The organism is Kitasatospora sp. NPDC101183 (assembly GCF_044767945.1).
Classification (GTDB): Bacteria; Actinomycetota; Actinomycetes; order Streptomycetales; family Streptomycetaceae; genus Kitasatospora.
The window spans coordinates 285081-309377 of sequence record NZ_JBIWOW010000006.1 but is presented as its reverse complement, the minus strand read 5'-3'; the positions used below and the strand labels follow the sequence as shown (position 1 = coordinate 309377).

The following is a 24297-nucleotide window of genomic DNA, read 5'->3' as shown; positions in this document are numbered from 1 at the left end:
GAAGCGCTGGGCGCGGGCGGTATCCGCGGGCATGCTGGTCGGGGGTCGTGCGGGACCGGCGTTCGGTGTGGAGGGAATGACGATGGATCAGGACGGACCCGGGGTACGGCTGAACCGTCGCGGGCTGCTGGCCGCCGCCGCGGCCGGCCTGGCGGCGGCGGGGAGCCCGGGCGGTGCCGTCGCGGCGTGGCCGCCGGCGGGCCCGGGTCCGGAGGGCTTCGGGCCGGTGGGGGTGCGGCCCGGGGACGCGCGGTACGAGAGCCTGCTGCGGGGCGACAACCACCGCTTCGTCGGGCGCCCGGACGAGGTGCGGGTGGTCGGAAGCACCGCGCAGGTGGTGCAGGCCGTGCAGGACGCCGTCCGCGACGGGCGGCGGATCGGGGTGCGCAGCGGCGGCCACTGTTTCGAGAACTTCACCGCCGATCCGGCGATCCGGCTGCTGCTGGACCTGTCGCCGCTGGACGCGGTGGGCTGGGACCCGTCGCGGCGGGCGTTCGAGGTGGGGCCGGGCGCCACGCTCGGCCGGGTGTACCGGACGCTGTTCACGGGCTGGGGTGTGACGATCCCGGCGGGCGGCTGCCCGGAGGTCGGTGCGGGCGGCCACCTGGTCGGCGGCGGGTACGGGCCTCTGTCGCGGCGGTACGGCTCGGTGGTGGACCACCTGTACGGCGTCGAGGTGGTGGTGGTCGACCGCGACGGCACCGCCCGCACGGTGGTCGCCACCCGCGAGCCCGGCGACCCCCACCGCGACCTGTGGTGGGCGCACACCGGCGGTGGCGGCGGCAACTTCGGCGTGGTCACCCGGTACTGGCTGCGCTCGCCCGGGGCCGACGCGCTGGCCGCCGGGCCGGCCGCGCCCGACCCGGGTGCGATGCTGCCGCCAGGCCCGTCCGAGATGCTCGAGGCCCTGGTGGAGTGGACCTGGGACCGGGCGAGGACCACGGAGCAGGCCGTCACCACCCTGATCCGCAACTTCTGCACCTGGCACGAGCGGCACAGCGACCCGGGCTCCCCCTACGAGGCCCTGTACGCGATCCTGCGGCTCGCCCACCAGGACGCCGGGACGTTCTCCATGGTGGTGCAGATCGACGCCGGCGTCCCCGGGGCCGCCGACCTGGTGAAGGAGTTCGTCGCCCACGTGAACGCCGGGACGGGCCTCGCCCCGGGCGGCGGCAGCGCCACCGCGCCCTGGCTGTACGTGATGACCTGGCCGGGCAACGGCGAGTCCGGCGACATCGTCACCCGCCGCTACAAGGGCAAGGCCGGCTACCTGAAGCGCTCCTTCACCGGCCCCCAACTGTCGTCGATCTACCGCCACTTGACGAACGGCACCGGCAACGCCGCGTGCGGGATGCTGATCGTCGGCTACGGCGGCCAGGTCCGCGCGGTGCGGCCGGACGCCACCGCGGTGGCCCAGCGGGAGGTGGTGATGAAGGCCGTCTACCACAGCGTCTGGGCGCGGGAGGAGGACGACGCCGCCAACCTGGCCTGGGTGCGCGAGCTGTACCGCGAGGTGTACGGGGACACCGGCGGGGTGCCGGTGCCCGGCGAGGTGAGCGACGGGTCCTACATCAACTACCCGGACGTCGACCTCGCCGACCCCGCGTGGAACACCTCCGGCGTGCCCTGGCACGTCCTGTACTACAAGGAGAACTACCCGCGCCTGCAACGGGTCAAGGCCCACTGGGACCCGCGGGACGTGTTCCGGCACGCCCTGTCGGTCGAACTGCCGCGCTGACGATCGGGCGGGCGGGCGCGGCGTGAGGCCCGTGGGCGGGCGCGGTGGGTGCGCGTCGGCCTCCGCGCGCTCCACTTTCCGGCCAGGTGCCCCGGGTGCCGGTCCGGCGTGTCCGGCGGCCCTGTGATCTGCCCATGTCAGGACGGACGGCGGGTGGCCTTCGGCCGGCGTTCCGGCCGCCCGACCCCGGGGCCTCTCGGGTCACACCGGAACAGGGCGCCCCACGCCTTGCGGAAATCCTGTAGGGAAATGGCCTGGAACGGGTTGGACCAAGGGGTGTTCGATTGACCGTCATGAAAGTGGCCCGGATACTGATCGGGCACGACGCAACGGGAATTCGTTGCGCAGCGGAATTCGATTCGTGATTTTATCCGACTGAGGAGGATTCATGTTCTCGAACGCGAAGAAGGCCATGGGTTCGATGGCCGTGGCCTTCGCCGCGGCGGCCACGCTCACCGTGGCCGTGCCGTCCGGCAGTGCCTTCGCCATCGACCACATCCCGTGCGACGGGAGCCGCAACGACTTCCTCAAGATCTGGTCGCACCTCGACGGCCGTGACAGCGTCGACTGTTACGCGAACGCCGGGTCGATCGGCTTCGGCGGGTGGTGGGTCGACCGGATCTCCACGGGGAACAACGACCTGGTCTACTCCGACGACAACGGCGACTCGGTGAGGGTCAACCGCTGGACCGACATCTCGTACCCGAACCGCCCGCCGAAGGTCAACTCCATCCGGATCCTCTGAGGAACCGGCGGAGCGGGCCCGTACGGAATTCTCCCGGACGCATCGCCGTAAGTCCCCTCACGTGGGTCGCCGTCGAATTCTTCCGTGACGTGAATTCGCTCCACCCCGGCTCGTCGGTGCCGGCCACGCCCCCGGGCATGGCCGGCACCGGCCTGTGGCGCCGCCGCCCGACGGCCCCTGGATCGTGGTGGTCAGGTGGTCCGGATCCGTCGAGGACCTGCTGAGGGGTCGTAGCGGGCCCGGCCCGGGTCGCCGTCGCGGGCGAAGGCGGTCCAGGCGCCGTGGACGCGGGCCGCGAGTCCGGCGGGGACGGGGTCGGGGCCGAGCAGGCGGGTGTCCGCGTGGAGCCAGGGCCGGTGGGCGTTGTCGAACACGAAGGGCAGTTCGACGGTGTGGGCGGCGCCGAGCTGGCCGCCCAGGGCTGTGGAGCGGTACGCGAACGCGTAGCGGTGGGTGCGGCCGCCCGAGATCCGCGCGCCGTACCGGTCTCGAACAGGGCCGCCGCGAGCAGGGCTCTCAGTGAGAGGTGTCTGTCGAGGGTGCGGGGCGGCAACCTCCGTACGGGGGTGGGGGGTTGCCGCCGGCGACGACGGTGCCGCTCTCGTAGGCGATGACGACCATCTGGGCGCGGTCGTGGGCGTGGAGTTTGGCCAGGAGGCGGCGGACGTGGGTCTTGACGGTCGCGGTGCTCAGCCCCAGGTGCTCGGCGATGGCGGGGTTGGGCAGTCCGCGGGCCACCAGGTGGAGGACTTCGCGTTCGCGCGGGGTCACGCCCGGCAGGTCCCGGGCGGGTCGCGGGTGCGGGTCGTGGTGGCGTGCGGCGAACTCGTGGATCAGGCGGCGGGTGACGGCGGGTGCGAGCAGGGCGTCGCCGGCGGCGACGACCCGCAGGGCGGTGAGGAGGTCGGCGGGGAGGATGTCCTTGAGGAGGAATCCGCTGGCTCCGGCGCGCAGGGCGGCGTACACGTACTCGTCCAGGTCGAAGGTGGTGAGGACCAGGACGCGGGTGCCGGCGGTGTCGGGGTGGGCGCAGATGCGCCGGGTGGCTTCCAGGCCGTCCGTGCCGGGCATGCGGATGTCCATGAGGACGACGTCGGGGCGCAGGCGCAGGGCGAGGTCGACGGCCTGTTCGCCGTCGGCGGCCTCGCCGGCGACGGTGAGGTCGGGCGCGCTCTCGATGAGCAGGCGGAAGCCCGCGCGCAGCAGGGCCTGGTTGTCGGCGATGAGGACGCGGACGGGGTGGTTCACGGTGTGCTCTGCGGTGGGCAGGGCAGTCGGGCGTGGACCCGGAATCCGCCGGTGGCCAGGGGGCCGGCGGTGAGGGTGCCGCCGCACATGGCGGCGCGTTCGCGCATGCCGATGAGTCCGTGGCCGCCGCCGGGGCGTCGGGGCGGGAGGCGGGGCGGGGCGTCGTTGACGACCTCGATCTCGACCTCTCCGGGGCCGGTCCGGGAGAGGTTCACCCGGCAGTTCGCGGATCCCGCGTGGCGGACGACGTTGGTGAGGGCCTCCTGGACGATCCGGTAGACCGCCAGTTCCACGCCCGGGGGCAGGGGCGGGTCGGGGTCGACGGACAGTTCCACGTGCGGGCCGGCGCCGTGGGCGAGGGCGGGCAGGTCCGCCAGGCCGGGGGCGGCTTCCAGGTCGGCGCCGTCGCCGGGGGCGCGCAGGACGCCGAGCATGCGGCGCATCTCGGTGAGCGCGGTGCGGCCCGCCGTGCCGACCAGGGCGAGGGTGTGCTCGGCCTCCTGCGGGTTGGTGGCGGCGACGGCGCGGGCCACCTCGGCCCGCACCGTGATGACCGTCAGGTGGTGGGCGACCACGTCGTGGAGTTCGCGGGCGATGCGCAGGCGCTCGTCGGTCACGGCCTGCCGGGCGGCGAGGCGCGCGTGCGAGCGCTGCTCCTTCAGGGCGGTGCCCACCAGCCAGGGCAGGGCCGTCATCAGCGCGGCGAAGACGGCGCCGCCCCAGGCGGCCCCGGGGTCCGGGGCCGGCCGCGGTGCGAGGGCGAGGGCCGCCGTGACGGCGGCCATCGAGCAGCCGAGGGCCGTCGCGGAGCGGCGCCGCGGTTCGCGCGCCGCCACCGTGTACAGGGCGGCCGCGACGGGGACCCAGGACTCCTCCCAGCCGGTGAGCGCGGTGGCGAGGACCGCCGCGGCCAGGACCGTGTACAGGACCAGGAGGGGCCGTGTGCGCCGCAGCGCGACGGGCAGCCAGACCGCGGCCGCCGCAGCTCCCGCGCCCCAGCCGGCGCCGCGCGTCTGGCTCGCGCCGAACGCGAGCGCCAGGAGTACGGCCGCGGCCGTGTCCACGCCGTGCCAGTGCCCGTCCCGCAGACGCCCGGCCACCAGCGGCCGTGACTGCCCATCACCCATGGCGGCCACGCTATCGGGGCCGGGCCCGGGGCCTGTCAGCCCGCAGGACGTCATCTCGCGGGCTGACTCATCCGTGCGGCCGATGCCCTTCGTACCCTCCTGGGCTGACGCCGGGTTCGTCCCCCGGGGCGAAGCCCGCCGGGCCCGCCGGGCGGAACAGTGGAGGGCATGAACCGGAGAACTCTGCTGTCCTCGGGCGCCGCGCTGGCCGCCGCCACGACCCTGGGCCCGCTCGCGCCGGCCGCCGCCGCGCGCCCGGGGCGGGAGGGGCCCGTGTGCTTCCAGCTGCCCGCCCCGGACGGGCCGTACCCGGTGGGCACCGTCGCGCTGCACCTGGCCGACACCGCGCGGCCGGACCCCTGGGTACCCTCCCGGCCCTGCCGCGAGCTGATGATCAGCGTCTGGTACCCCGCCCGCGGCGGCGCGGGGCGGCCCGCCGCCCCCTGGATGCCCCCAGCCGCGGCCGAGCGGTACCTGGCCTCCCTCGGCCTGCCCCCGGGCCGGGTGCGGCTGGGGAGCAGCCACGGCCGCGAGGGCGCCCCCGTCGGCGGGCCGCCGGGCCCGCTGCCGGTCGTGCTGTACTCCCCCGGCGCCGACGCGTCGCGCTCGTTCGGCACCGGCGTCGCGGAGGACCTCGCCGGCCACGGCTTCCTGGTGGTCACCGTCGACCACACCTACGACGCGGCGGCGGTCGCCTTCCCCGGCGGGCGCGTCGAGACGAACCCGCTGGGCGGGGTCGTCGACTACGCCAAGGCCCTCGCCGTCCGCACCGCCGACATCCGCTTCGTCCTGGACCGGCTCGCCGTCCTCGGCGCGGGCGGCCACCCCGGCGTCTGCCGCACCCCGCTGCCCGCGGGCCTGCGCGGGGCGCCCGACCTGCGGCGCGTCGGGATGCTCGGCCACTCCCTGGGCGGCGCCGCCACCGCCTCGGCGATGCTCGCCGACGGGCGGATCGGCGTGGGGATGAGCCTGGACGGGGGCGCGGCGGGCCCGGTGGTGGACGCCGGGCTCGACCGTCCGTTCCTGGTCGTGGACACCCCGGGCAAGGGCGGCATGGACAACAACCCGGCCCTGCGCGCGTTCTGGTCGCACCTGCGCGGCTGGCGCCTGCACCTGACCCTGCGGGGGGCCGCGCACCACTCGTTCGGCGACGACGTGCTGATCCTGCCGCTGCTCGCCCCGCTCCTGGGCAGGTCGGCGTCCGATCTGGAGGAGGACGTCGGGACGATCCCCGGGCGGCGGGCGCAGGCGTTCCAGCGCGCCTACCCGCGGGCGTTCTTCGACCTCCACCTGCGCGGGCGGGGGCATCTGCTGGACGGGCCCTCGCCCGGCTTCCCGGAGGTGGGCTACGACCGGTGAGCGCCCCGGCGGCGGGAGAGGCCCGTACGGTGCGCGGCCGCCGCCCGCGCGGGGGTGCGGGGCCCGTCCTGTCCCGCGCGGGCGGGACAGGACGGGGGCGGGTCAGCGGGGGCCGGGGTCGCTGGTGCCGGGGCGGCCGTTCTCGAGGTGGCCGGCCCAGCGGCGGCGGAAGGCGGGGGTGCCCGGGGCGGTGACGGTGATGTCGTACCAGCGGCTGCGCGGGTCGACGTCGAGGGCGAGCTGCGCGGAGGCGCCCGGGCGCAGGGTGCGGGTCGTCGCGGGGGCCTTGGCGTAGGCGTCGGCGACGGTGACCGTGCGGGGCGCGGGCCCGTTGTTGCGCAGGTGGACGTGGACCTTGGTGCCGCGGGGGTCGAAGCGGGCGACGAGTTCGGTGGCGGCCTCGCCCTCGAACTCCTGGAGGGAGCCGTTGGGGCCGTGCACGGCGAGGTGGTAGCGGCCCGAGTCCGGGAGCGTCCAGTGGTCGGTGAGGGTGTCGCCGCCGGAGACGGCGTAGCGGCGGGGGGCGCTCGCGGGCGCGGTGCGGTCGTAGACGTAGAGCCAGGTGCCGGCCTCGCCGCGGTTCTCGAGGTCGAGGTGGAACTGGCGGGGGTTGTCGGTCTCCTCCTCGTTGACGACGAGGTCGTAGGGCAGGGCGCGGGCCGGGCGGGTGCCGGGTTCCTGGACGGGCATGCGCTGGGGCAGGGGCACCTGGTAGGGCTTGCCCCGGGAGGCGAGGGGGGCGGGCACCGGTATGGACAGGGGCCGGGGGTCGGTGCCGGAGAAGTCGAGGGCGGAGGTGAGGTCGCCGCAGACGGAGCGGCGCCAGGCGCTGATGTTGGGCTCGTCGATGCCGAAGCGGGCTTCGAGGAAGCGCAGGACGGAGGTGTGGTCGAAGGTCTCGGAGCAGACCCAGCCGCCGCGCGACCAGGGGGAGATGACGAGCAGCGGGACGCGCGGGCCCAGGCCGATGGGCTGCAGGCCGCCGGGGTCGGCGCCGGGCACCAGGGGGCTCATCTCGCCGGGGTACGTGCCGAGGTCGAGGAGTTCGTCGCGCAGGCTGGTGCGGAGGTCGTCGGAGACCATGCCCTGGCCGCCGGGGGCGCTGACGGCGGGGGGCATGGGCGGGACGACGTGGTCGAACAGGCCGTCGTTCTCGTCGTAGTTGATGAGGAAGACGGTGCGGCCCCAGACCTCGGGGTTGGCGGTGAGGGCCTCGAGGACGAGGTTGATGTAGTAGGCGCCGTCGGTGGGGGTCGCGGAGGGGTGCTCGCTGTACTTGTAGGGCGGCACGATCCAGGAGACCTGGGGCAGGCGGCCCTGTTCGACGTCGGCGCGGAACTCCTTGAGGGTGTGGTCGGTGGCGCCCTTGTCGACGAGGGGGCCGGTGGCGCCCTCCGCCTTCTGGTAGCGCTCGAAGAACATCAGGGAGTTGTCGGTGTAGTTGTCGGTGGGCGTGCCGGGCTCGCCGGAGCCGCCCTGGTAGAGCTTCCAGCTGACGCCGGCGGCCTCGAGGCGTTCGGGGTAGGTGGTCCAGGTGTAGCCGTTGGTGTCGTTGCGCTCCCACAGGCCGGGGCCGTTGGGCTTGCGGCCGTAGGCGTTGCGCGGGTCGCTGGTGCCCGTCCACAGGTAGATGCGGTTGGGGGCGGTGTCGGCGTGGACGGAGCAGAAGTAGGAGTCGCAGACGGTGAAGGCGTCGGCCAGGGCGAAGTGGTACTGGAGGTCCTGGCGCTTGAGGTGGCCCATCGTCATGACGTCCTGCTTCTGGTTCACCCACTGGTCGTGGCGCCCCTCGTTCCAGGCGAGGTGGCCGCTGCTCCAGCCGTGGTCGGTGCCGGCCTGGTGCTCGGTGGTGTTCCTGGGGTCGATGTACCAGGGCAGGACCTCCTGTTCGGAGGCCGGCAGGCCGCGGTCGTGGTAGCGGGCGGTGCGCACGGAGGCGGCGGGCTGGTGCCAGTTGGGCTTGCCGTCGGGCAGGAGGGTGGGGCGCGGGTCGTTGAAGCCGCGGACGCCGCGCAGGGTGCCGAAGTAGTGGTCGAAGGAGCGGTTCTCCTGCATCAGGATGACGACGTGCTCGACGTCCTCGATCGAGCGGTGTCGGCCGATGGCGGGCAGTGCCAGGGCCTTGCCGACCGCGGGCGGGAGCATGCCGAGGCCGGCCGCGGCGGCGGAGGCGCCGCCCAGCTGGAGGAATCGGCGCCGGTCGAAGGAGGTCACGTGAGGCCCTTTCCGTCGGGGGGACTGGTCCCGAGCGGGCCCGACCCTAGGAGCCGTGGGCGGGGTGTGCGCGGTGTTCGGGCGAATGGTGCGTGAGCGTTCCGCCAATTCCTGTTGTCCAGCCAACTTCGCGGTGGCGGTTGGACGGTGCGGGGGCCGGCGGGGCGCGGGGGGAATCTTTTTCCGCCGGAGCGATGAGTTCGGGTGGCGGCGGCGGTCGGATACGGGAAAGCAACGGCAACTGCCCGGGGAGACCTGAGATGTCCAGCACCACCACCGCCACTGCCACTGCCACCACTGCCGCCGCCGTGAGGTCCGGACGGGCCGTCGTCCGGACGGTGTGGGCGCTGCGGATCCTGCTCGCGCTGTTCTTCGCCCTGGCCAGCGCGCTGCCCAAACTGCTCGCGCTGCCCGCCGCCACCACCGTCTTCGACGCCATCGGGTGGGGGCACTGGTTCATGTACCTGACCGGGCTGGTGGAGCTCGCCGGGGCGGTCGGCCTGCTGGTCGGGCGGCTGGCCGGGGCGGCCGCGGCGGCGCTCGTCGTCTTCCTGGTGTTCGCGTTCGCCGTCCAGCTCACCGCGATGCACGGGGAGAACGCCGGGACGCCGTTCCTGTTCATGGTGCCGCTGGCCGTCGTCGCCTGGAACCGGCGCGGCGACACCGCCGCCCTGCTCGGCCGGCGCCGGTGACCGGCCGTCAGGACGGCGGGCGGGCCTGGCCGGGGCCGGTTACCGGGTGGTAGAACGGTCGGCTCGGCCTTGATCGACAACGTGGGGGTGCGGTGAGCCAGGCCAGCGGGCTGATTCCTGACGGGCTTCGGGAGGGCGGCGCGGCGCGGCGCCGGTCCTGGCTGGTGCGGCGGGGGCTGCTCCTGGAGTCCGCGCCCCAGCGGCGGCTGGCCCTCGGAGGGTTCGTCAACCAGCTGGGCACCGCGGCGTTCCTGGCGACGGTGCCGCTGTACGCCCTGCGGGTGATCGGCCTGCCCGTCGGCCAGGTCGGCCTGGGCCTGGGGGCCGCCGGGGTGGTCGGCCTGCTGGCCGGTCCGCCGGTCGGGCACCTCGCCGACCGGCGCGGCCCGCGCGGCATCTTCCTGGCCACCCTGCTGGTGCAGGCCGTGGCCGTGCTGTCGCTGCTGTTCGCCCGCTCGTTCGCCGCGTTCGTCGCGGCCGTGGCGGTGACCGACCTGGCCGGGGCGTCGGGGGGTGCGGCGCGCGGCCCGATGATCCGCCGCTTCGGCGGCGACGAGGTGCCGAGGTTCCGCTCCTACCTGCGCTCGGCCGCCTTCGCGGCCAGCACCTTCGGGGCGCTGGCCGCCGGCGTGGTGATCCAGCTCGACTCCGCCTTCGCCTACCGCGCGCTGATCGCCGCCAACGCCCTCACCTTCGTCGGCTGCGCGGCCGTCGTGCTCCGGGTGCCCCGGCTGGAGCCGCTGCCCTCCCCCGCCGTGGCCGACCGGTGGCTCGCGCTGAAGGACGGGCCGTACATGGCGTTCGTGGTGCTGGACGGCGTCCTGTGGATGCAGGGCGAGGTGGTGACGTACGCCCTGCCGCTGTGGGTGGTGCTGCACACCCACGCGCCGCGCTGGTTCACCGGCGTGGCGATCGCCGTCAACACGGTGATGGTGGTGGTCCTGCAGGTCCGCACCAGCCGCCGTGTCGAGGGCGGCGAGGCGGCCGGGCGGGCCGCCCGGCGGGCCGGGCCGGCGTTCCTGGCCGGCATGGCGGTCGTCGCGGCGGCCGCGGGCCTTCCGGGATGGGCCGCCGCGGCGGCCGTGGCGGCCGGCGTCGCCGTCCACACGGTGGGCTCGCTGTGGCACGCGGCCGCGTCGATGGAACTGCGGTTCCGGCTGGCACCCGCGCACGCGCAGGGGCAGTACTCCGGCGTGTTCGGCATCGGCATGGGCCTGTGCTACACCGTCGCCCCCGGCCTGCTCGGCCTGCTCTGCCTGGGCTGGGGCGCACCCGGCTGGCTGGTCATGGGCGGCGTGTTCGTCGCGGCGGGGCTGGCCGTGCCGGTCGTGGTCCGGTGGGCCGGACGGTCCCGCGGGCTCGGCGCCGGCTGAACCGGGCGGCACGGTTCCGGGGCGGCGCCGACAGGCCGCCGGTACGGCCGGCGGCGGGCGGTCCGGGGCGCAGGCGGTAAGCGGTCCGGGGTGCCGGCGGGCTCCTGGTGGGTGGGGGAAGGCGTGCAGCGGCCTTCCCGGCCCGGCCCCCGGCGCCCCGCAGCCGGCCCACGGCCCGGTCCCGTCGCCGTGCGCCCGTGCCCCGGGAAGGGGCGCGGGCGTGCGGCGGGTGGGCCCGGCGACTACGCCACCCGGCCCTGCGGGGCTACAGCTTCGTCGCCTCCCGGACGCTGTGCAGGTGGATCAGGCCGTCGTAGGCCCGGCCGACGGCGACCACGGGTGTCGGGACGACCGGGTACTGCGTGCCGAAGCTGTACGTCGGGCGCGGGACGTCCAGCCAGTTGCGGGCCGCGACGGGGGCCTTGCGCAGGTCGGCGTAGTAGTTGCGGTACCGGACCTGGTCGAGCGTGTACTCGTTGGTGCCGGCGCCGGCGGCGGGGACGGTGAACTTCTTCCAGTCGCCCAGGAGCGGCTGGTCCTTGGAGAGGAAGGACCCCTGGTCGAAGGTGGTGCCGATGGCGAGGTAGTCCGCGCCCAGGGCGTCGCGCAGGAACGAGCCCTGGGTCTTCGGGTACGTGGTGGGGTCGGAGGCGGCGTAGCCGACGTGGGTGTCCTGGGCGGACAGCAGGACCTTGCCGCCGAGGTGGCGCTGCCACCACGCCGTGGTGTCGGCCATGACCTGGTCGCGGTAGCGCTCCGCGGCGGTCAGCGAGGCCTGGTCGGAGAGGTCGACGGTGAGGAAGGTGTAGGTCTGGGCGATGTTGCGGGCGTTCTGCAGGGCGAAGTCGAAGTCGCCCTCGCCCGGCTTGCCCTGACTGTTCATCAGGTCGATCAGCTGCTGTGCCGTGGCCCCGTTCTGGCGGCGTTCCGCGAGCGGCCGGTTCAGCAGGTAGCCGTTGACGGCGTCGTCGATCGGGCGCAGGGTGGTGAAGAGCTCGGCCAGCCGGGGCAGCGACTCCGGGTGGGTGCGCCGGACGTAGGAGGTGACCTCGTCGAAGACGCGGGCGTCGAGCCGGGGTGCGCCGATGTCGTCGCCCGTGAAGTGGACCGGGCGGTCGGGGTGTTGGACGTTGTGGTCGCGCATCCATCCGACGAGGGTCGCGAACTCCTCGCGGTCCCACGGGGATCCGGCCATCGTCTCGTGCACCACCTGCCGGGCGTCGCCGCTGCCGTCGCCGTTGCCGTGCTGGAGGTAGTCGTCGATCCGCAGCCCCGCCGACCAGCTCATCTCCAGGGTGAAGGTGGTGAATCCCTTCTTCTCGACGAGGTAGCGGAAGAGCCGGTCCTTCAGCGCGAAGAACTCGTGCGAGCCGTGCGTGGCCTCGCCCACGCCCACCACCTTGGCGTCGCCGACCATCTCCCCGAGGGCGCGCAGGTCGGCCGTGCCGGTGCCCGGCTCCGCCGACAGCAGCGGGTGGGCGATCCTCTCCAGCGCGCGGACGGGGTCCGGCGCGGCGGGTGCGGCGGCGGGTGCGGACGGCGGCGGGGAGGCGTGCGCGGCCGTCGCGGGGGCCGCCGTGGCGGCCAGGGCGAGCGCAGCGGCCGCCAGCCGGAACCGGCTGCTTGTGATCATGTGATGGCTCCTCAACCTTGGTGGTGCACGGCCCCGTTGAGAAGATGATCACGCCTGTGGCGGCCCGCTCGCACTGGGGGCGGCCCGACACTTTCCCGGGGGGACAACCCCCGGCCGGGCCGGGGGGGCATGGCCTTGTCCCGGCCCCGGGGCCCGGCCCAGGACGGCGGACGCGACCGGAGGGGTCCGTCTGCGGACGCCGCGGCCGACGGGGGCGGGGGTCCCGTCGGCCGCTTCCCTGGCCCGACGCCGGTCGACCCGGTGGTCCTGAACCGGCCGTGGCCGGTGCGGCGCACCGGGAGGGCCTGCCCCTGACGGGGGGTGGGCCCTCTTCGGTCACGGGGTCGGGCGGGCGGCACGGGCGAGGGCCTGGCGGCGCAGGTCGCGCAGGCGGTCCAGGAGGGGCTGGTCGGGGCCGAGGGCGCTCTTCTCGGCGTCGGCCTGGAGCCGGTCCACGACGGCGGCCAGGCCCGCCCGGTCCTGGCAGCGGGCGGAGGTCTTCGCGAGGGAGAGCTCGCGGCCGATGAGGTCGTGGGCCTTGGCCGGGTCGCCGCCGTCCTGCTTCACCTGCCGGTCGATCGCGGCCACCGGGTCCGTCAGGCGGGCGGCGTCCTCGTGGGCGGCGGACATGCAGTCGTGCCAGCGGCTCTCGGCGGCGCCGTAGCGGGCATCGGCCTGGACGGCGGTGACGACCTTGTCGGTGAGGACCTGGAAGGTGTTGAACAGGCGCAGGTAGTCGGGGCCGTAGAGGGCGTCGCGGGCGCGGGTGAGGCAGGCGTCGTCGTTGTAGTAGAACTGCCGGTGGTCGGGCAGGTCGACGGTGATCCGGTGGGCGTCGGTGCCCAGGAGGGCGTTCTTCCAGGCCTGGTCGCCGTCGTGGTCCCGGTTGGGGTCGGTCTTCGGCTTCAGGTTCAGCGCGGTGCTGATCACGCCGAAGCCGTCGCTCGCGGCCTGGTCGGCGCCGAGCAGCCCGTACGGGTTGGCGTCGACGCGGTGGTCGCCGGCGGCCAGGGACTGGGGGCGGTAGGTGAAGCCGCGCTCGCGCATGCAGCCGGTGACGAGGGCCTCCTCGGCGTCGTGCAGGGCGGTGCGCTGCTGCTCGTCGTAGTGGGCGACGCCGTCGAAGGGGCGCGGCAGGGCCGTGGGGGCGGTGGTGCCGCCGGAGGTGGAGCATCCGGCGGCACCCGCGCCCAGGAGGACCGCCGCGAGGGCGAGGGTGGTCCTGGTCCTCATCGCCGGGTCAGACCGTGCACCAGCGGTTGGAGAGGATCTGGCCGGGCAGGCCCTGCCCGATCAGGGTCCAGCCGGTGCCGCGGTAGATGGTCCAGCCGAAGCCCGCGGCGTTCTTCTGGGCGAAGACGACGACGTTGCAGCTGTTGCCGTTGTTGAAGGCCGAACCGCCGCTGGTGTTGTTGAAGTTGACGTACTGGCTGAGGTCGTCGTTGTCCTGGTAGACGGTCTGGACGGTGCCGACGTAGTTGGCGCTCCAGTAGACGCACAGGCCGCCGGCGTTGCAGCCGGCCGGGGCGGCCTGGGCCGCGGGGGCGGCGGCGAGCGGGGCGAGGAGGGCGGCGCCGGCGACGGCGGTCGCGGCGGCGGCCCTGGCGAGGCGCGAGGTGATGCTCACGGGGGTGTCCCTTCGGAGAGGGGGCGGGGTGGGCTGAACGCCGGCCGGTGTTCGGGACGAGCCTCGCGGGAGTGCGGGTGCGCCGCTATCCGCTTTCGTGTCGCGGGAGTTGCAGGGTTTGCGGATAGCGGGGACGGGGGGCCGGGGTTCAGGGGCCCGGGCGCAGGGTCGCGGAGGGCGGCCTGCCGTAGGACTGGCGGTAGGCGGCGCTGAAGCGGCCGAGGTGGGTGAAGCCCCAGCGGCCGGCGACGTCGGTGACGGTGCCGTGGGCGCGGCCCTGCGCGATGGCGAGGAGGTCGTGGTGGACGCGGTCGAGGCGCAGCCGGCGCAGGTAGGCGCGGGGGGTGGTGTCGAGGTGGGTGCGGAAGGCCTGGCGCAGGCTCTGCGGGGTGGTGCGTGCGGCGAGGGCGATGTCGGCGACCGTGACGGGTTCGTGGGCGTGTTCCTCGCAGAAGGCCTTGGCGCGGCGCAGGGCGGGGAGCAGGGCGGCGGGGCCGCCGGTGGCCGGGCCGGTGGCCGTCGGGGTGCCGCTGGGCGGGGTGTGGGGCTGGGCGTCCAGCAGGCCGTCGATGAGGAGGTGCTCGAAGTCGCGCAGGCCCAGCGGGGAGCGGCGGCTCAGCGGTGAGGCGAGGAACTCGCGGAAGCCGAGGGCGAGTTGGATCCAGGCGGCGGTCAGGGGGTTGCGCTCGTCGAGGACGGGGTCGAAGCGCGGGCCGGTGGCGCGGGGGCGCAGCCCGCGGGTGTGCAGGGCGCGGGTGAGGGCGGGGGCGGGGATGGTGAGGATGTGGTTGCTCGCCTCGCCGTCCCAGGTCATCGAGATGCGGCTGCCGGGGCCGGCGATGGTCCGGGTGGAGGGCAGGGCGATGCCGTCGACGGTGACCACTCCCCTGCCGGAGAGGGGGAGTTGGACGTTGTAGAAGTCGCCGAGCTCTCCCGGGGAGACGGTGACGTCGGTGCCGTAGCGCAGTTCGTGGAGGGCGAGCCGGCCTTCGTGGAGGCGGGTGAAGCGGCTGTTGAGGCGCCGGCCGTCGGGGACGGTGAGGCGGTGGGGTGCGAGGCGTTCGGTGACGAGGTGGTGCAGCCGGTCGCGGTCGGGGCCCTCGTAGAGGAGGGCGGGGCCGGCGTCGGGGGTGTCGGGGGTGCTGGGGGTGCTGGGGGGTGGGTCGGTGCGCGGCATGGACGTACCTGGCCTCGGCGTGTGGGTCGGGTGGGGTCCGGCCGGGTCGGGTCGGTCTCCGCGGCGGCGGTGGTGCTGGGCCCGGGGGTGGCGGGTTCGTGCGCGCCGGGGGGCCGGCTCGCGGCCGGGTGTTCCTGGCCGAGGGCCTCGTTGCCCGTCGCCCCGTGAAGCGTCGCGGCCAGCGCCCGCCCTGTCTCGCGTGTGGTGGCGCGGGTCGATGCCGGGGTGGGCGTGGTGCGTTGTCCGTCACGATGCCGCACGCCCGCGGGGGCGGGCAACCGTTCGCCGTCTCAGGTGGTGGTTGCGGGTGTCTCACGCGGCCGGCCCGGGGTGTGGGACGCGGGTCGTGGCGGGTGGGGGCGCGGGGCGGGTGGGGGGTGGCGGTTGTCCCGAAGAGGTGCTGTCCGGGCGGCGGGCTGTCCCTATGGTGTGAGCGACAGCCGAACGAAGGGAGAACCGTTGTGGAGCCGATCACCGCTGCTGCTCTCACCGCGCTCGCGGGCGGTGCCGCCACCGAGGCCGGGCGCCAGGTGTGGGAGGCGCTCCTCGCGCTGGTCAAGCGTCCGTTCCGGCGCGGCGGGGGGCCGGATCAGGAGGGGCCGGCCGGGGTGAGCTCCGGGGAGGTCGAGCTCTCGGCCCTGGAGACGCTTCCCGCCGACCCGGGCCGGGCGCAGGCGCTGGCCACCGCGCTGGGTGTGCGGGCGGCCCTGGACCCGGAGTTCCGTGTGCTTCTCGGCCAGTGGTGGGAGCAGGCGCAGGCCGATTCCGCCGGCTCCGTCCACAACAGCAACAGCGTCAGCGGCGGGACCCAGAGCGGTCCGGTCCTGCAGGGGCGGGACATCACGTTCACCATGCACTCCACCGCGCGGGGTGACGGCGAGGGCTGACGCGGCGGCGGGGGCGGCGGCGGGGGCGGCGGCGGGCGGGGCCTTCTAGCGGCGGGTGTAGAAGGTGGCGGTGTCGTGGTTGGCGAGCCAGCGCAGGGTGAGGGGGCAGGTGGAGACGGGGCGCCAGTGGGTGCGCAGGTGGGTGAAGAAGTCGTCGTCGGCGCAGAGGCCGCCGGGGCGGTCGCCGAGGTAGAGGAGGGCGGGGCCCCGGTAGGCGCGCAGGGTGTCGGCGGCCATGGGGTCGCGGTGGGGCGGCCACAGGAGGGCGAGGACGCGGTCGGGGTGGGCGGCGGCGTCGGCGGGGGCGTGGCCGGGGGTGACGGCGGTGTAGCGGTAGTGGGAGGTCCAGCCGTTGTGCTCGGTGCGGGCCTCGGCGTCGGTGGCGAGGACGTCGACGCCCTGGGCGCGCAGGAGGTGGGCCCAGTAGCCGCTGCCGGCGCCGACCTCGAGGAGGGGGCGGCCGTCGAGGCATTCGGCGATCCAGTGCAGGGCGGTGCGGGAGGCCAGGGCCCAGCTGTAGATGCGGGAGAGGTCCTGGCGGCGGGGCAGGGGCGGGCCGAGGCCGGGCGGGAGGTGGTCGAAGACCTCGATGACGGGGCGGGCGTCGGGGCCGTGGCGCAGCGCCGGGTACCACAGGAGGGGGACCATCTGGGGGTTGTGGGCGGCGAAGTCGAGGTCGGCCCCGGGCAGGAGGTCGGCGAGGGGGCGGAAGGGGCGGTCCCAGCCCGGGTGGCGGATCTCGGGCCGGGACTCCCACAGGGCGAGCAGGTGCTCGGCGGTGCGGGTGACCAGTTGGACGGTGGGGTCGGCGGGGGCCGTCACGGGGGGTCGCCAGGGGTCAGAGGGACATGTGGTCGGGCAGGGCCAGGGCGGTGGGGGCGCCGATGGCGATGTGGGCCTCGACGGTGAGGGCGCTCTCGGGGGCGGGGGCCGTCTCGGCGGCGGTGACGCCGGTGACGGCGGCGGCGGCCAGGGCGGCTGCGGCGGTGGCGATGAGGGCGCTGTGGCGGGCGTTGAGTTCCATGGCGGGCCTTGTCCGTTCGTGGGTTGACGGTTCGTCGGCAGCCTAGGCGGCCGGGTGGCGGATGATCAAGGGGCGGGCGGCCGGGGCGGGGTGTCAACCCCGCGTGGTGAAGGGGGCTTAGGCGTCTAAGGCGGTGCGGGGAAGGTAAGGGGGCCCGTTTGCCTGGGGTTCGGGGGTGCGGGGGGTCTTAGGCGGGTGCGCGGGGCGGGGCTAAGGCGTGCGGGGGGCGGAAGATCGGGCAGGCTCCCGATGCCCGGGCCCCCACTGGGGGAGGAAGCTCTTAGGTGTCAGGGAAACGGGAGACGGAACCCGCGAGGGGGAGCCGAGATGTTCGAGTACGACACCTTCCAGCAGCAGGCCAGGGAGCTCGCGCAGCAGGCCGAGCACGAGCGGCTGGTGCGCGAGGCGAAGCTGGCGCGCCGGGGGCTGCGGCGCCCGGTGGCGGCGCGGTTCGAGCGGCGGCCGGTGAAGCCGCGTGCGCACTGAGGGCCGCCCGGCGGGATGTCCGCCGGGGGTCGACGGGAAGGGGAGGCGCCTCGGGGCGCCTCCCCTTCCGGCGTTCGGCGGCCTTCCGGTGTTCGGTGGCCTTCCGGTGTTCAGTGGCGCAGGAAGCGCAGGTAGAAGGCGCCGAAGACGAGGACGATGCCGGCGTTGACCATCAGCCGGGGCCAGAAGTGGTGGCGGAAGAGGAGGACGTCGACGGCGATCACGACGGCCACCATGGCGAGCACGTACAGGACGACGGCGCTCTGCTTTCCCATGCCTTCCGTTGTACTACGCGCGGGCGGCGGGGGTGAGGGGCCAGGCCTGGATGTCGCGGTAGCGGACGGGGCCGGGCTCGGGCCCGGGGCCGGGCTCGCCGCCGACGAGGTGGAGGCGTTCGGCCGGCCAGGGGCGGCCGGTGAAGGCGGCGAGGGTGGCGGCGGCCCGGGGTACGGCGGCGGGGTCGTCGCGGCGGGCGCGGGCCAGGGTCAGGTGGGGGTTGAACGGGCGCGGGCGGTAGTCGGCGCCGCAGGCGCGGGCGAGGGCGCGGACCTCCTCGGCCAGGCGGTGCAGGGCCTGAAGGTCGCCGCCGACGCGGGCGTAGAGCAGGCGGTCGTCGAAGTGGCCGCCCCCGTACAGGTTCAGGCGCGGCGCGGGGTGGGCGGCGGCCGGGGCGGCGAGGGCGGCGCGCAGGGCGGTGGCGGCGGCGCGGGGCTGCTCGCCGAGGAAGGCGAGGGTGATGTGCCAGTCCTCGATGCGGTTCCAGCGCAGGCGGGGGTGGTCGGCGCGGGCGTGGCGCAGGGCGTGGTCGAGTTCGCCCTTGGCGTCGTCGGGCGGGGCGAGGGCGATGAACAGGCGCTGGGTGGCGGCCGGGGGGTGGGCGGTCGGGGGGTGGTCGTCCATGAGGGGGCAGGGTAGTCGCGCAGAGGGCGGGGGGTGCGGGAGGGGCCCGGCGGGGCCCCGTCCCGGGGTGGGTGGGTCAGCAGGTGACGGTGGCGGTGACGGTGGCGGTGGAGGGGGCCCAGCCGGGCTGGTTGATGCTGAAGGAGGCCCGGACGGGGGTGTTGCAGGGGACGGCGCCGGTGACGCTGCCGGCGTTGGTGCCGCCGGTGGCGGCGGAGGTGATGAGGACGGTGGGGTTGTCGGTGGCCTGGGGCGGGCTGGTGACGCCGGCGGTGGTCAGGAGGAAGGTGACCTGCTGGTCCTGCCAGGAGGGGTCGGTGGGCGAGACGTAGCCGTAGGCGCGGACCTGGTGGCCGCTGATGGCGAGACAGGCCCTGATGGTCAGGTAGTTGGGGGCTCCGGGGGTGCCGCAGACGACGGTGTCGGTGCCGGTGGTGGCGTGGGCCGCGGTGGTGGCGGCCGCGGGGGCGAGGAGGGTGGTGGCGGCCAGGGCGGCGGCGAGGGCGGTGCGGTTCACGGGGGTCCTCCGTGGTCGGGTGCCCCGGGACTCCCCCAGGACACATGTGACATGTCACATCGCTTTCGTGTGCGTGCTGGGCATCCTGGCAGGCGTGCGGCGCCGTGGCACCGCCTTCGGGCGCCGGGGCGGGGTTCCTGTCCGCTTTCGGGCCCCGGGTGACCTGAACGGTGTGTCATGGGCCGGTCGGGACGGCGCTGAACTCCCGCATGAGCAGCGGAAGTTGACGGCGGCTGGTCAGGGGGTCAGGGGTTCTGGGGGGCGGAGCGGCGGGCGTAGGCGCGGGCGGCGCGGGCGCGGTCGCCGCAGCGGGTGGAGCACCACTGGCGCCGGCCCTGGCGCAGGAGGAAGCGGACGCAGGGGGACGAGGCACAGGCCGCCAGGCGCGGGGCGTCGGGGCCGGTGAGGAGGTCGGCGGCGTCGGCGGCGACGGCGGCCAGGGCGTGGTCGACCATCGCGGTGGTGGGGTGGGGGGTGGCGCGGTAGGGGCCCTTCCTCTCGTCCCACTGCAGGAGGCGGGCGGTGGGGACGCGGGTGAGGGCGTCGTTGACGGCGGCGAGGGCGGCCGGGTGCGCGGGCTGAGCGCTGGTGTGGGAGGCGAAGAGAGAGCGCAGGTGCTCGCGCAGGGAGCGGACCTGGGCGGCGCACATCTCCTGCAGGCCGGCGGGGGCGGGGGTGAGGCCGTGGGCGAGGAGCCAGTGCTCGGCGTCGGCGGGGGTGGCGAGGCGGTCGAGGCGCAGGCCGGGGAGGGCGAGGGCGCTGTTGGCCAGGGCGAGGGAGATGTGCTGCTCCTCCCCCGGGGCGGGCAGGACGTCCGGGGCCCCGCCGGACGGGTCGGGCCGGTCCGGGCCCTGCAGGTTCGCGGGGTCCCGGGGCTGGTGGGGCGGGGTGCGGGGGCGCTCTGCGGTCATGGTTCTCATGGTAGTGGTTGCGCTCATCCGTGATGATCGCCTAGATTCTCTCACGGATACATCGCTCCCATCCGTGAGGTGAATGTCGTGACCCAGCTTCCCGTGCGCGTTTTCGGCGGACCGACCGCGCTGTTCGAGTACGGCGGCCTGCGCTTCCTGACCGACCCGACCTTCGACGGCCCCGGCGACTACCCCCGGGACGGGCGCCCCGGGCTCACCAAGACCACCGCCCCCACCGGCGGCGTGGAGGACCTCGGGCGGGTGGACGTCGTGCTGCTCTCCCACGACGAGCACCCCGACAACCTCGACCGCGCCGGGCGGGAACTGCTCGCCGGCGTGCCGCTGACCCTCACCACCCCCGGCGGCGGCGAGCGCCTGGGCGGCACCGCGCGGGGGCTGGCCACCTGGGAGGAGGCCGTGCTGGAGCGCCCCGGCGGCGGCACCGTCACCGTCACCGCCGTGCCCGCCGTGCACGGGCCCGGCACGCGCGAGCAGGTCGAGGCCGTCAGCGGCGAGGTCGCCGGGTTCGTCCTCACCGGCGAGGGCCTGCCGACCGTCTACGTCAGCGGCGACAACGCCTCCCTGGAGGCCGTCACCGAGATCGCGGCGCGCTTCGCGCCGGTGGACACCGCCATCCTCTTCGCCGGCGCCCCGCGCATCCCCGTCCTGTTCGACGGCGACCTGCTCGTCCTGGACGGCGCCGGGGCCGCCCGGGCCGCCGGCATCCTCGGCGCCCGCGCGGTGGTGCCCGTGCACCAGGACAGCTGGGCGCACTTCACCGAGGGGCAGAAGGAGCTGGCGGCCGCGTTCGCGGCGGCCGGGCTGGCCGACCGGCTGCAGGAGAGCGCGGAGGTCTGAGGGCCGGCGGTGCGGGTGACGGGACTCGAACCCGTCACCCGCACCGGGGCCGCCGGGCCGCGCCCGCGGTGGCGGGGGCGGCCCGGCGGCGGAGCGGCGGAGCGTCAGCTCCCGGCGGGCGCGCCGGGGGCAGCGGGGGCGCTGGGAGCGCCGGGGAAGCCGGGGGCAGCGGGGGCGTACGGGAAGCCGGGAGTGCCCGGGAAGCCGGGGCCGTACGGGTGGGCGGCGGCCAGCTCGGCGAAGCGCTCCTCCTGCGTGGCCGAGAGCTTCTGGACCACCGCGATCGCGAAGGCCGCCGCGACCAGGTCCAGCACGTCCGAGGCCAGCAGCCACAGCGCGGCCGTGCGGTAGGAGTCGGCGTAGGCGGCGCTGTCGAAGATGTTGCCGCCGATGCGGCCGGTGGCGTTGGCCAGCCAGAAGGTGATCCACCAGGTGTTCAGCACGCCCAGCGGCTGCGGCACCCGCGCCCCGGAGGCGTCGCGGCGGGCGCCGGCCTGCCAGATGTCGACGGCGATCTCGCGGGGGAACCACAGGCACACCACCGGGGTGAACCAGGCGCCGATCGCCCAGCCGCGGGTGCGGCGGTGGCCCATCGGGTCGAACACCTCGGCGTTGACGCGCACCCGGTGGAACCAGGTGATGAAGGCGGCCGCGGTGGCGATCAGGGCCAGCACCTGCAGCAGGCCCGAGAGGGCGACCATCCAGTCGGCGGTGGTGAGGCTGTTGGGGCTGATCTCGTCGGCGGAGCCGAACAGGAGCAGGTCGGCGACGACCGCGAGGACCGAGACGGCCATGGTCACGGCGAGCAGGACGGTGGCGACGGTGGCGGTCGTACGCGGCGACCGGTAAACGGCGGGCGAGGACATCGGTGCTGGAACTCCAGGTCTGGACCACAGGTGACGGGTCGCCACCCTAGGGCTTCACCGTTCGCATACACCAGTGCCTTTTAGTGGCGGGGACGGGAAGGGACGGTGCCCGCCCCCGGGGTCGGGGGCGGGCACCGTGGGGGTGCTCCCGTTACATGCAGGCGCGGGAGGACCAGTGGCTGCACCACAGGGACTCGACGACGGACTCGGACTCCTCGGCGAGGCCCTGGAGGTCGAGGATGAAGGCCATGGCGTTACCTCATTTCTGTGGGTGGGTGGGGTGGTTCACCGGGGCGCGGTGGCGCTCCGGGGGCTCAGGAGGGGCAGGGCCTCGCCGTGGAGGGCCAGCAGGAGGCCGGCGGAGCCGGTGGCCAGGTCGCAGGACAGGCGCAGGAGCTGGTGGCCGGGGACGGCGGCGCGGCCCTGGTGGCGGACCAGGTGCCAGGCGAGGCGGGCGAGCTGGCGCTCGCGGGGGGCGGCGGTGAGGGCGGTGGCCAGGCCGGCGCGGCCTTCGAAGAGGCCGGGCATGAGGACGAACTCGGCGTGGCAGGCGCGTTCGAGCTCCTCGGCGGCGCGGGCGAGGTCGTGGTCGCCGGGCAGGTGGGCCTGCAGGGCGCGGGCGGTGAGGGCGGCGCCGGCGGAGCCGTCGGCAAGGTAGGCGGTGGTGCGGCCGTCGTGGGCGAGCAGGAGGCCCTTGCGGTCCTGGCGGGCGCCGGCGAGGTCCTCGGCCAGGGCGGTGCGGGCGGCGGCGAGCCAGCGCGCCTCGCCGGTGTGCTCGTGCAGGCGCACCAGGAACAGGGCGCTGCCGGTGGGGCCGGTGAGCAGACCGGTGCCGGCGGGCGGTTGGGCGGTGGTGGTGAGGCGGTGGGCGAGGTCCTCGGCGCGGCGCAGGAGGGCGTCGGCGTCCGGGTGGCCGGCGGCCAGGTGCAGGTGGGCCAGGCCCAGGCCGGCGAGCCCGGAGGCGAGGGTGGGGCCGAGGACGCCGAGGCCCTCGCGGGTGGCGGTGAGGTGGTGGACGCGTTCGAGGACGTCGTGGGCGTCGTCGGTGCGGCCGGCCGCGTCGAGGGCCAGGGCGGTGCCGGCGAGGCCGTCCAGGAGGCCGGGGTGGACGGCGTCGGGGCGGCGGGCGGCCGCCAGGAGCCAGTCGAGGTGCTCGGCGGGGACGGGGCGGCCGGTGGCGGCGAGGGCGTAGAGGACGCCGGCGGCGCCGTGGGCGAGGTCGGTGCCCTGGCGGGTGAACTGCTCGGGGTCGCCCGGGTAGAGGCGGTCGGCGCGGTGGGGGGTGGCGGCGGCCAGGATGCCGGCGGCGAGGTCGTCGGCGAGGGCGCGCAGGCCTTCGGGGGTGGCGGGGTCGGGCAGTTCGGCGGGGCCCTGGGGGGCGCCGGCCCGGTGGAGGCGGCCGGGGGGCAGGGTGCCGCCGGTGGCGCGGGCGAGGTCGGCGAGGAGCTGCCCGGCCCAGGTGTCGGGCAGGCCGAAGCGGGCGGCGGCGGCGTGGGCGAGGTCGGCGGCCTTGCCGGCGTCGAGCTCGATCAGGAACGTCAGCGGCAGGAACAGGAACAGGCGCAGGCAGGCGAGGGCGTAGTCGTCGACGGCGGTGCCGGTGCGGGCGGCGGGGCTGATGAAGCCGGGGGCGCCGAAGGCGGGGGGCGTGCCGCCTTCCAGGTCGAAGGCGAGCTCGAAGTCCACCAGGGCCAGGCGGTTGTCGGGGCGCACCATGACGTTGCCGGGGTGAAGGTCGCCGAAGGCGACGCCGCGTTCGTGCAGGGTGCGCAGCATGGCGGTGAGCTGGTCGGCGAAGTCGAGGGCGAGGGCGGCGTGTTCGGCGACGGCCTGGGGGTCGGGGTCGCCGTCGAGGAGGGGGTGGCGGCCGGTGAAGAGGAAGCGTTCGAGTTTCTCGCCGTCGACGAACTCCTCGACGAGGTACTCGTGTTCCCACACGGTGCGGTGCTCGTAGAGGCGGGGGACGAAGTCGAGGCCCTCGAGGCGGCGCAGCATGTCGCGTTCGCGGTGCAGGCGGGTGACGGCGTCGGTGCCGTGGGCGTCGAGGCCGGCCAGGGGGCGGGCCTCGCGCAGGACGACGGTGCGTCCGTCGCGGCGGTCGCGGGCCTTGTAGACGCCGCCGCCGTTGGAGAAGTGCAGGGCGCGTTCGACGGTGTAGGGGAAGTCGTCGGGGGCGGCCTGGTCCTGGGTGCGGGCGTGGATCTGCTCGGTGAGGAAGGGCGGGACGGTGACCCAGTCGGGGACGGAGAAGACGGGGCGGCGGCGGTCGGGGACGAGGGTGCCGTCGGCGTCGCGCAGGGCGGCGACGGTGCGGCCCTGGTCGTCGAGGCAGTAGAGCTGGCGGAAGGCGCCGTAGCGGATGTGCAGGACGCTGGTGCGCCAGCGCAGGTCGCTGAGGATGTAGGGGCCGCGGTGGTCCTTGAGGAGGGGTTCGAGGGCGGTGAGGGTGTCGTGGAGTTCGGCCTCGTCGCGGGGGTAGAGGGTGAGGAGTTTGCCGCTGGAGCCGCGGGGGGCGTACTTGGCGTTGGCCTTGAGGACGGTGGCGCGGCCGCGCAGGTGCTTGACGCTCAGGCGGTGGGCGTGGGCGTGGGCGAGGACGGTGTCGATGACGGAGGGGGCGTTGTCGGGGGTGCCGGAGACGTGGACCTTCCAGCCCTGGTCGGGCAGGACGGTGCCGGCGGGGTGGTGGTAGACCCAGACGCCGTCGCGGGTGCGTTCCCAGCCGTCGGGCAGGGGGGCGGTGGCCTGGGGGTAGAGGTCCTCGGTGTCGTCGCCGGCGGCGGGGTCGTCGTAGAAGACGGGGTCCGTCTGGCAGTAGGGCTCGTAGTCGGACGGGCGCACGCTCGTTGTCCCCCTTCGGCCGTGGCGGGTGGGGCGGGCCGGGGTGGGGCCGGCTCCGCGTCTCCCGACCGGGC

At 75.4% G+C, this 24297-nt stretch carries 24 protein-coding genes; 8 read left to right on the top strand and 16 right to left on the bottom strand.

Annotation, left to right across the window (positions count from 1 at the left end; translation table 11 throughout):
• The first annotated feature begins 82 nt into the window (after nucleotides 1–82).
• Nucleotides 83–1738: an FAD-dependent oxidoreductase gene (locus tag ACIRRS_RS10715; RefSeq protein ID WP_402967792.1), complete on the top strand. Its 1656-nt coding sequence runs from the start codon at nucleotides 83–85 to the stop codon at nucleotides 1736–1738.
• 388 nt (nucleotides 1739–2126) lie between these two features.
• A complete protein-coding gene (locus ACIRRS_RS10710; RefSeq protein WP_402967789.1) occupies nucleotides 2127–2483 on the top strand; it encodes a beta/gamma crystallin domain-containing protein in 357 nt (118 codons plus the stop codon).
• A gap of 191 nt (nucleotides 2484–2674) precedes the next feature.
• Here ACIRRS_RS10710 and ACIRRS_RS10705 read toward each other — a convergent pair whose 3' ends face one another.
• The 3 genes from ACIRRS_RS10705 to ACIRRS_RS10695 all read right to left on the bottom strand — a co-directional run bounded on the left by ACIRRS_RS10705 (nucleotide 2675) and on the right by ACIRRS_RS10695 (nucleotide 4858).
• On the bottom strand, nucleotides 2675–2857 hold the full coding sequence (locus tag ACIRRS_RS10705; protein WP_402967786.1) for a hypothetical protein: 183 nt from the start codon (nucleotides 2855–2857) through the stop codon (nucleotides 2675–2677).
• A 142-nt stretch (nucleotides 2858–2999) separates the two neighbouring features.
• Nucleotides 3000–3731 carry a response regulator gene (locus ACIRRS_RS10700; RefSeq protein WP_402967784.1) on the bottom strand — a complete coding sequence of 244 codons (732 nt, stop codon included), beginning with the start codon at nucleotides 3729–3731 and terminating at the stop codon, nucleotides 3000–3002.
• Nucleotides 3728–4858, bottom strand: coding sequence for a sensor histidine kinase (locus ACIRRS_RS10695; protein WP_402967781.1), 1131 nt, complete (start codon nucleotides 4856–4858; stop codon nucleotides 3728–3730). The genes ACIRRS_RS10700 and ACIRRS_RS10695 overlap by 4 nt, the downstream gene beginning before the upstream one ends.
• A gap of 168 nt (nucleotides 4859–5026) precedes the next feature.
• Between ACIRRS_RS10695 and ACIRRS_RS10690 the strand changes: the two genes are divergently transcribed.
• Nucleotides 5027–6217, top strand: a complete 1191-nt coding sequence (locus ACIRRS_RS10690) for an alpha/beta hydrolase family protein (RefSeq protein ID WP_402967778.1) — start codon at nucleotides 5027–5029, stop codon at nucleotides 6215–6217.
• A 102-nt stretch (nucleotides 6218–6319) separates the two neighbouring features.
• Here the strand turns inward: ACIRRS_RS10690 and ACIRRS_RS10685 are convergent, their stop codons facing one another.
• Complete coding sequence (locus ACIRRS_RS10685) at nucleotides 6320–8431, bottom strand: phosphocholine-specific phospholipase C (RefSeq protein ID WP_402967775.1); 2112 nt, start codon at nucleotides 8429–8431, stop codon at nucleotides 6320–6322.
• Between the two features lie 260 nt (nucleotides 8432–8691).
• On the opposite strand from ACIRRS_RS10685, the gene ACIRRS_RS10680 reads away from it, so the two are divergent.
• Both ACIRRS_RS10680 and ACIRRS_RS10675 read left to right on the top strand, forming a co-directional pair.
• Nucleotides 8692–9123: a DoxX family protein gene (locus ACIRRS_RS10680; RefSeq protein ID WP_402967772.1), complete on the top strand. Its 432-nt coding sequence runs from the start codon at nucleotides 8692–8694 to the stop codon at nucleotides 9121–9123.
• Between the two features lie 92 nt (nucleotides 9124–9215).
• Nucleotides 9216–10496, top strand: coding sequence for an MFS transporter (locus ACIRRS_RS10675; protein WP_402967769.1), 1281 nt, complete (start codon nucleotides 9216–9218; stop codon nucleotides 10494–10496).
• Nucleotides 10497–10761: 265 nt separating this feature from the next.
• On the opposite strand, the gene ACIRRS_RS10670 is transcribed toward ACIRRS_RS10675, so the two are convergent.
• The 4 genes from ACIRRS_RS10670 to ACIRRS_RS10655 all read right to left on the bottom strand — a co-directional run bounded on the left by ACIRRS_RS10670 (nucleotide 10762) and on the right by ACIRRS_RS10655 (nucleotide 14933).
• Nucleotides 10762–12129 (bottom strand): erythromycin esterase family protein, encoded by a 1368-nt coding sequence (locus ACIRRS_RS10670; RefSeq protein WP_402967766.1) that lies wholly within the window; start codon nucleotides 12127–12129, stop codon nucleotides 10762–10764.
• A 336-nt stretch (nucleotides 12130–12465) separates the two neighbouring features.
• Nucleotides 12466–13362, bottom strand: coding sequence for a hypothetical protein (locus ACIRRS_RS10665; RefSeq protein WP_402967763.1), 897 nt, complete (start codon nucleotides 13360–13362; stop codon nucleotides 12466–12468).
• Nucleotides 13363–13369: 7 nt separating this feature from the next.
• A complete protein-coding gene (locus ACIRRS_RS10660) occupies nucleotides 13370–13756 on the bottom strand; it encodes a peptidase inhibitor family I36 protein (RefSeq protein WP_402967760.1) in 387 nt (128 codons plus the stop codon).
• A 148-nt stretch (nucleotides 13757–13904) separates the two neighbouring features.
• On the bottom strand, nucleotides 13905–14933 hold the full coding sequence (locus ACIRRS_RS10655; protein WP_402967757.1) for an AraC family transcriptional regulator: 1029 nt from the start codon (nucleotides 14931–14933) through the stop codon (nucleotides 13905–13907).
• Between the two features lie 461 nt (nucleotides 14934–15394).
• On the opposite strand from ACIRRS_RS10655, the gene ACIRRS_RS10650 reads away from it, so the two are divergent.
• Complete coding sequence (locus ACIRRS_RS10650) at nucleotides 15395–15820, top strand: hypothetical protein (protein WP_402967754.1); 426 nt, start codon at nucleotides 15395–15397, stop codon at nucleotides 15818–15820.
• Nucleotides 15821–15865: 45 nt separating this feature from the next.
• Here the strand turns inward: ACIRRS_RS10650 and ACIRRS_RS10645 are convergent, their stop codons facing one another.
• Entirely contained in the window at nucleotides 15866–16642 is a 777-nt protein-coding gene (locus ACIRRS_RS10645; RefSeq protein ID WP_402967751.1) for a hypothetical protein, read from the bottom strand.
• Nucleotides 16643–16658: 16 nt separating this feature from the next.
• Nucleotides 16659–16844: a hypothetical protein gene (locus ACIRRS_RS10640; RefSeq protein ID WP_402967748.1), complete on the bottom strand. Its 186-nt coding sequence runs from the start codon at nucleotides 16842–16844 to the stop codon at nucleotides 16659–16661.
• Between the two features lie 327 nt (nucleotides 16845–17171).
• Between ACIRRS_RS10640 and ACIRRS_RS10635 the strand changes: the two genes are divergently transcribed.
• Nucleotides 17172–17330: a hypothetical protein gene (locus ACIRRS_RS10635; protein ID WP_402967745.1), complete on the top strand. Its 159-nt coding sequence runs from the start codon at nucleotides 17172–17174 to the stop codon at nucleotides 17328–17330.
• A 110-nt stretch (nucleotides 17331–17440) separates the two neighbouring features.
• Here ACIRRS_RS10635 and ACIRRS_RS10630 read toward each other — a convergent pair whose 3' ends face one another.
• From ACIRRS_RS10630 to ACIRRS_RS10615, 4 genes are all read right to left on the bottom strand, one after another.
• Nucleotides 17441–17605 carry a hypothetical protein gene (locus ACIRRS_RS10630; RefSeq protein WP_402967742.1) on the bottom strand — a complete coding sequence of 55 codons (165 nt, stop codon included), beginning with the start codon at nucleotides 17603–17605 and terminating at the stop codon, nucleotides 17441–17443.
• A gap of 13 nt (nucleotides 17606–17618) precedes the next feature.
• On the bottom strand, nucleotides 17619–18230 hold the full coding sequence (gene thpR, locus ACIRRS_RS10625) for an RNA 2',3'-cyclic phosphodiesterase (RefSeq protein WP_402967739.1): 612 nt from the start codon (nucleotides 18228–18230) through the stop codon (nucleotides 17619–17621).
• A 76-nt stretch (nucleotides 18231–18306) separates the two neighbouring features.
• Nucleotides 18307–18747, bottom strand: coding sequence for a hypothetical protein (locus tag ACIRRS_RS10620; protein ID WP_402967737.1), 441 nt, complete (start codon nucleotides 18745–18747; stop codon nucleotides 18307–18309).
• A 245-nt stretch (nucleotides 18748–18992) separates the two neighbouring features.
• A complete protein-coding gene (locus tag ACIRRS_RS10615; protein WP_402967734.1) occupies nucleotides 18993–19658 on the bottom strand; it encodes an ABATE domain-containing protein in 666 nt (221 codons plus the stop codon).
• A gap of 87 nt (nucleotides 19659–19745) precedes the next feature.
• On the opposite strand from ACIRRS_RS10615, the gene ACIRRS_RS10610 reads away from it, so the two are divergent.
• Nucleotides 19746–20516: an MBL fold metallo-hydrolase gene (locus ACIRRS_RS10610; protein ID WP_402967731.1), complete on the top strand. Its 771-nt coding sequence runs from the start codon at nucleotides 19746–19748 to the stop codon at nucleotides 20514–20516.
• Between the two features lie 104 nt (nucleotides 20517–20620).
• Here ACIRRS_RS10610 and ACIRRS_RS10605 read toward each other — a convergent pair whose 3' ends face one another.
• Both ACIRRS_RS10605 and lanKC read right to left on the bottom strand, forming a co-directional pair.
• Nucleotides 20621–21382 (bottom strand): DUF4328 domain-containing protein, encoded by a 762-nt coding sequence (locus tag ACIRRS_RS10605; RefSeq protein WP_402967728.1) that lies wholly within the window; start codon nucleotides 21380–21382, stop codon nucleotides 20621–20623.
• Between the two features lie 285 nt (nucleotides 21383–21667).
• Nucleotides 21668–24223, bottom strand: a complete 2556-nt coding sequence (lanKC, locus tag ACIRRS_RS10600) for a class III lanthionine synthetase LanKC (protein WP_402967725.1) — start codon at nucleotides 24221–24223, stop codon at nucleotides 21668–21670.
• Between the last annotated feature and the right edge of the window lie 74 nt (nucleotides 24224–24297).

Excerpts from the sequence above, each read along its gene's own strand:
- ACIRRS_RS10715 (WP_402967792.1), top strand. The coding sequence starts at position 83 with ATGGATCAGGACGGACCCGGGGTACGGCTGAACCGTCGCGGGCTGCTG.
- ACIRRS_RS10710 (WP_402967789.1), top strand. The coding sequence starts at position 2,127 with ATGTTCTCGAACGCGAAGAAGGCCATGGGTTCGATGGCCGTGGCCTTC.
- ACIRRS_RS10695 (WP_402967781.1), bottom strand. The coding sequence starts at position 4,858 with ATGGGTGATGGGCAGTCACGGCCGCTGGTGGCCGGGCGTCTGCGGGAC.
- ACIRRS_RS10690 (WP_402967778.1), top strand. The coding sequence starts at position 5,027 with ATGAACCGGAGAACTCTGCTGTCCTCGGGCGCCGCGCTGGCCGCCGCC.
- ACIRRS_RS10680 (WP_402967772.1), top strand. The coding sequence starts at position 8,692 with ATGTCCAGCACCACCACCGCCACTGCCACTGCCACCACTGCCGCCGCC.
- ACIRRS_RS10670 (WP_402967766.1), bottom strand. The coding sequence starts at position 12,129 with ATGATCACAAGCAGCCGGTTCCGGCTGGCGGCCGCTGCGCTCGCCCTG.
- ACIRRS_RS10665 (WP_402967763.1), bottom strand. The coding sequence starts at position 13,362 with ATGAGGACCAGGACCACCCTCGCCCTCGCGGCGGTCCTCCTGGGCGCG.
- ACIRRS_RS10655 (WP_402967757.1), bottom strand. The coding sequence starts at position 14,933 with ATGCCGCGCACCGACCCACCCCCCAGCACCCCCAGCACCCCCGACACC.
- ACIRRS_RS10640 (WP_402967748.1), bottom strand. The coding sequence starts at position 16,844 with ATGGAACTCAACGCCCGCCACAGCGCCCTCATCGCCACCGCCGCAGCC.
- ACIRRS_RS10635 (WP_402967745.1), top strand. The coding sequence starts at position 17,172 with ATGTTCGAGTACGACACCTTCCAGCAGCAGGCCAGGGAGCTCGCGCAG.
- ACIRRS_RS10630 (WP_402967742.1), bottom strand. The coding sequence starts at position 17,605 with ATGGGAAAGCAGAGCGCCGTCGTCCTGTACGTGCTCGCCATGGTGGCC.
- thpR (WP_402967739.1), bottom strand. The coding sequence starts at position 18,230 with ATGGACGACCACCCCCCGACCGCCCACCCCCCGGCCGCCACCCAGCGC.
- ACIRRS_RS10615 (WP_402967734.1), bottom strand. The coding sequence starts at position 19,658 with ATGACCGCAGAGCGCCCCCGCACCCCGCCCCACCAGCCCCGGGACCCC.
- ACIRRS_RS10605 (WP_402967728.1), bottom strand. The coding sequence starts at position 21,382 with ATGTCCTCGCCCGCCGTTTACCGGTCGCCGCGTACGACCGCCACCGTC.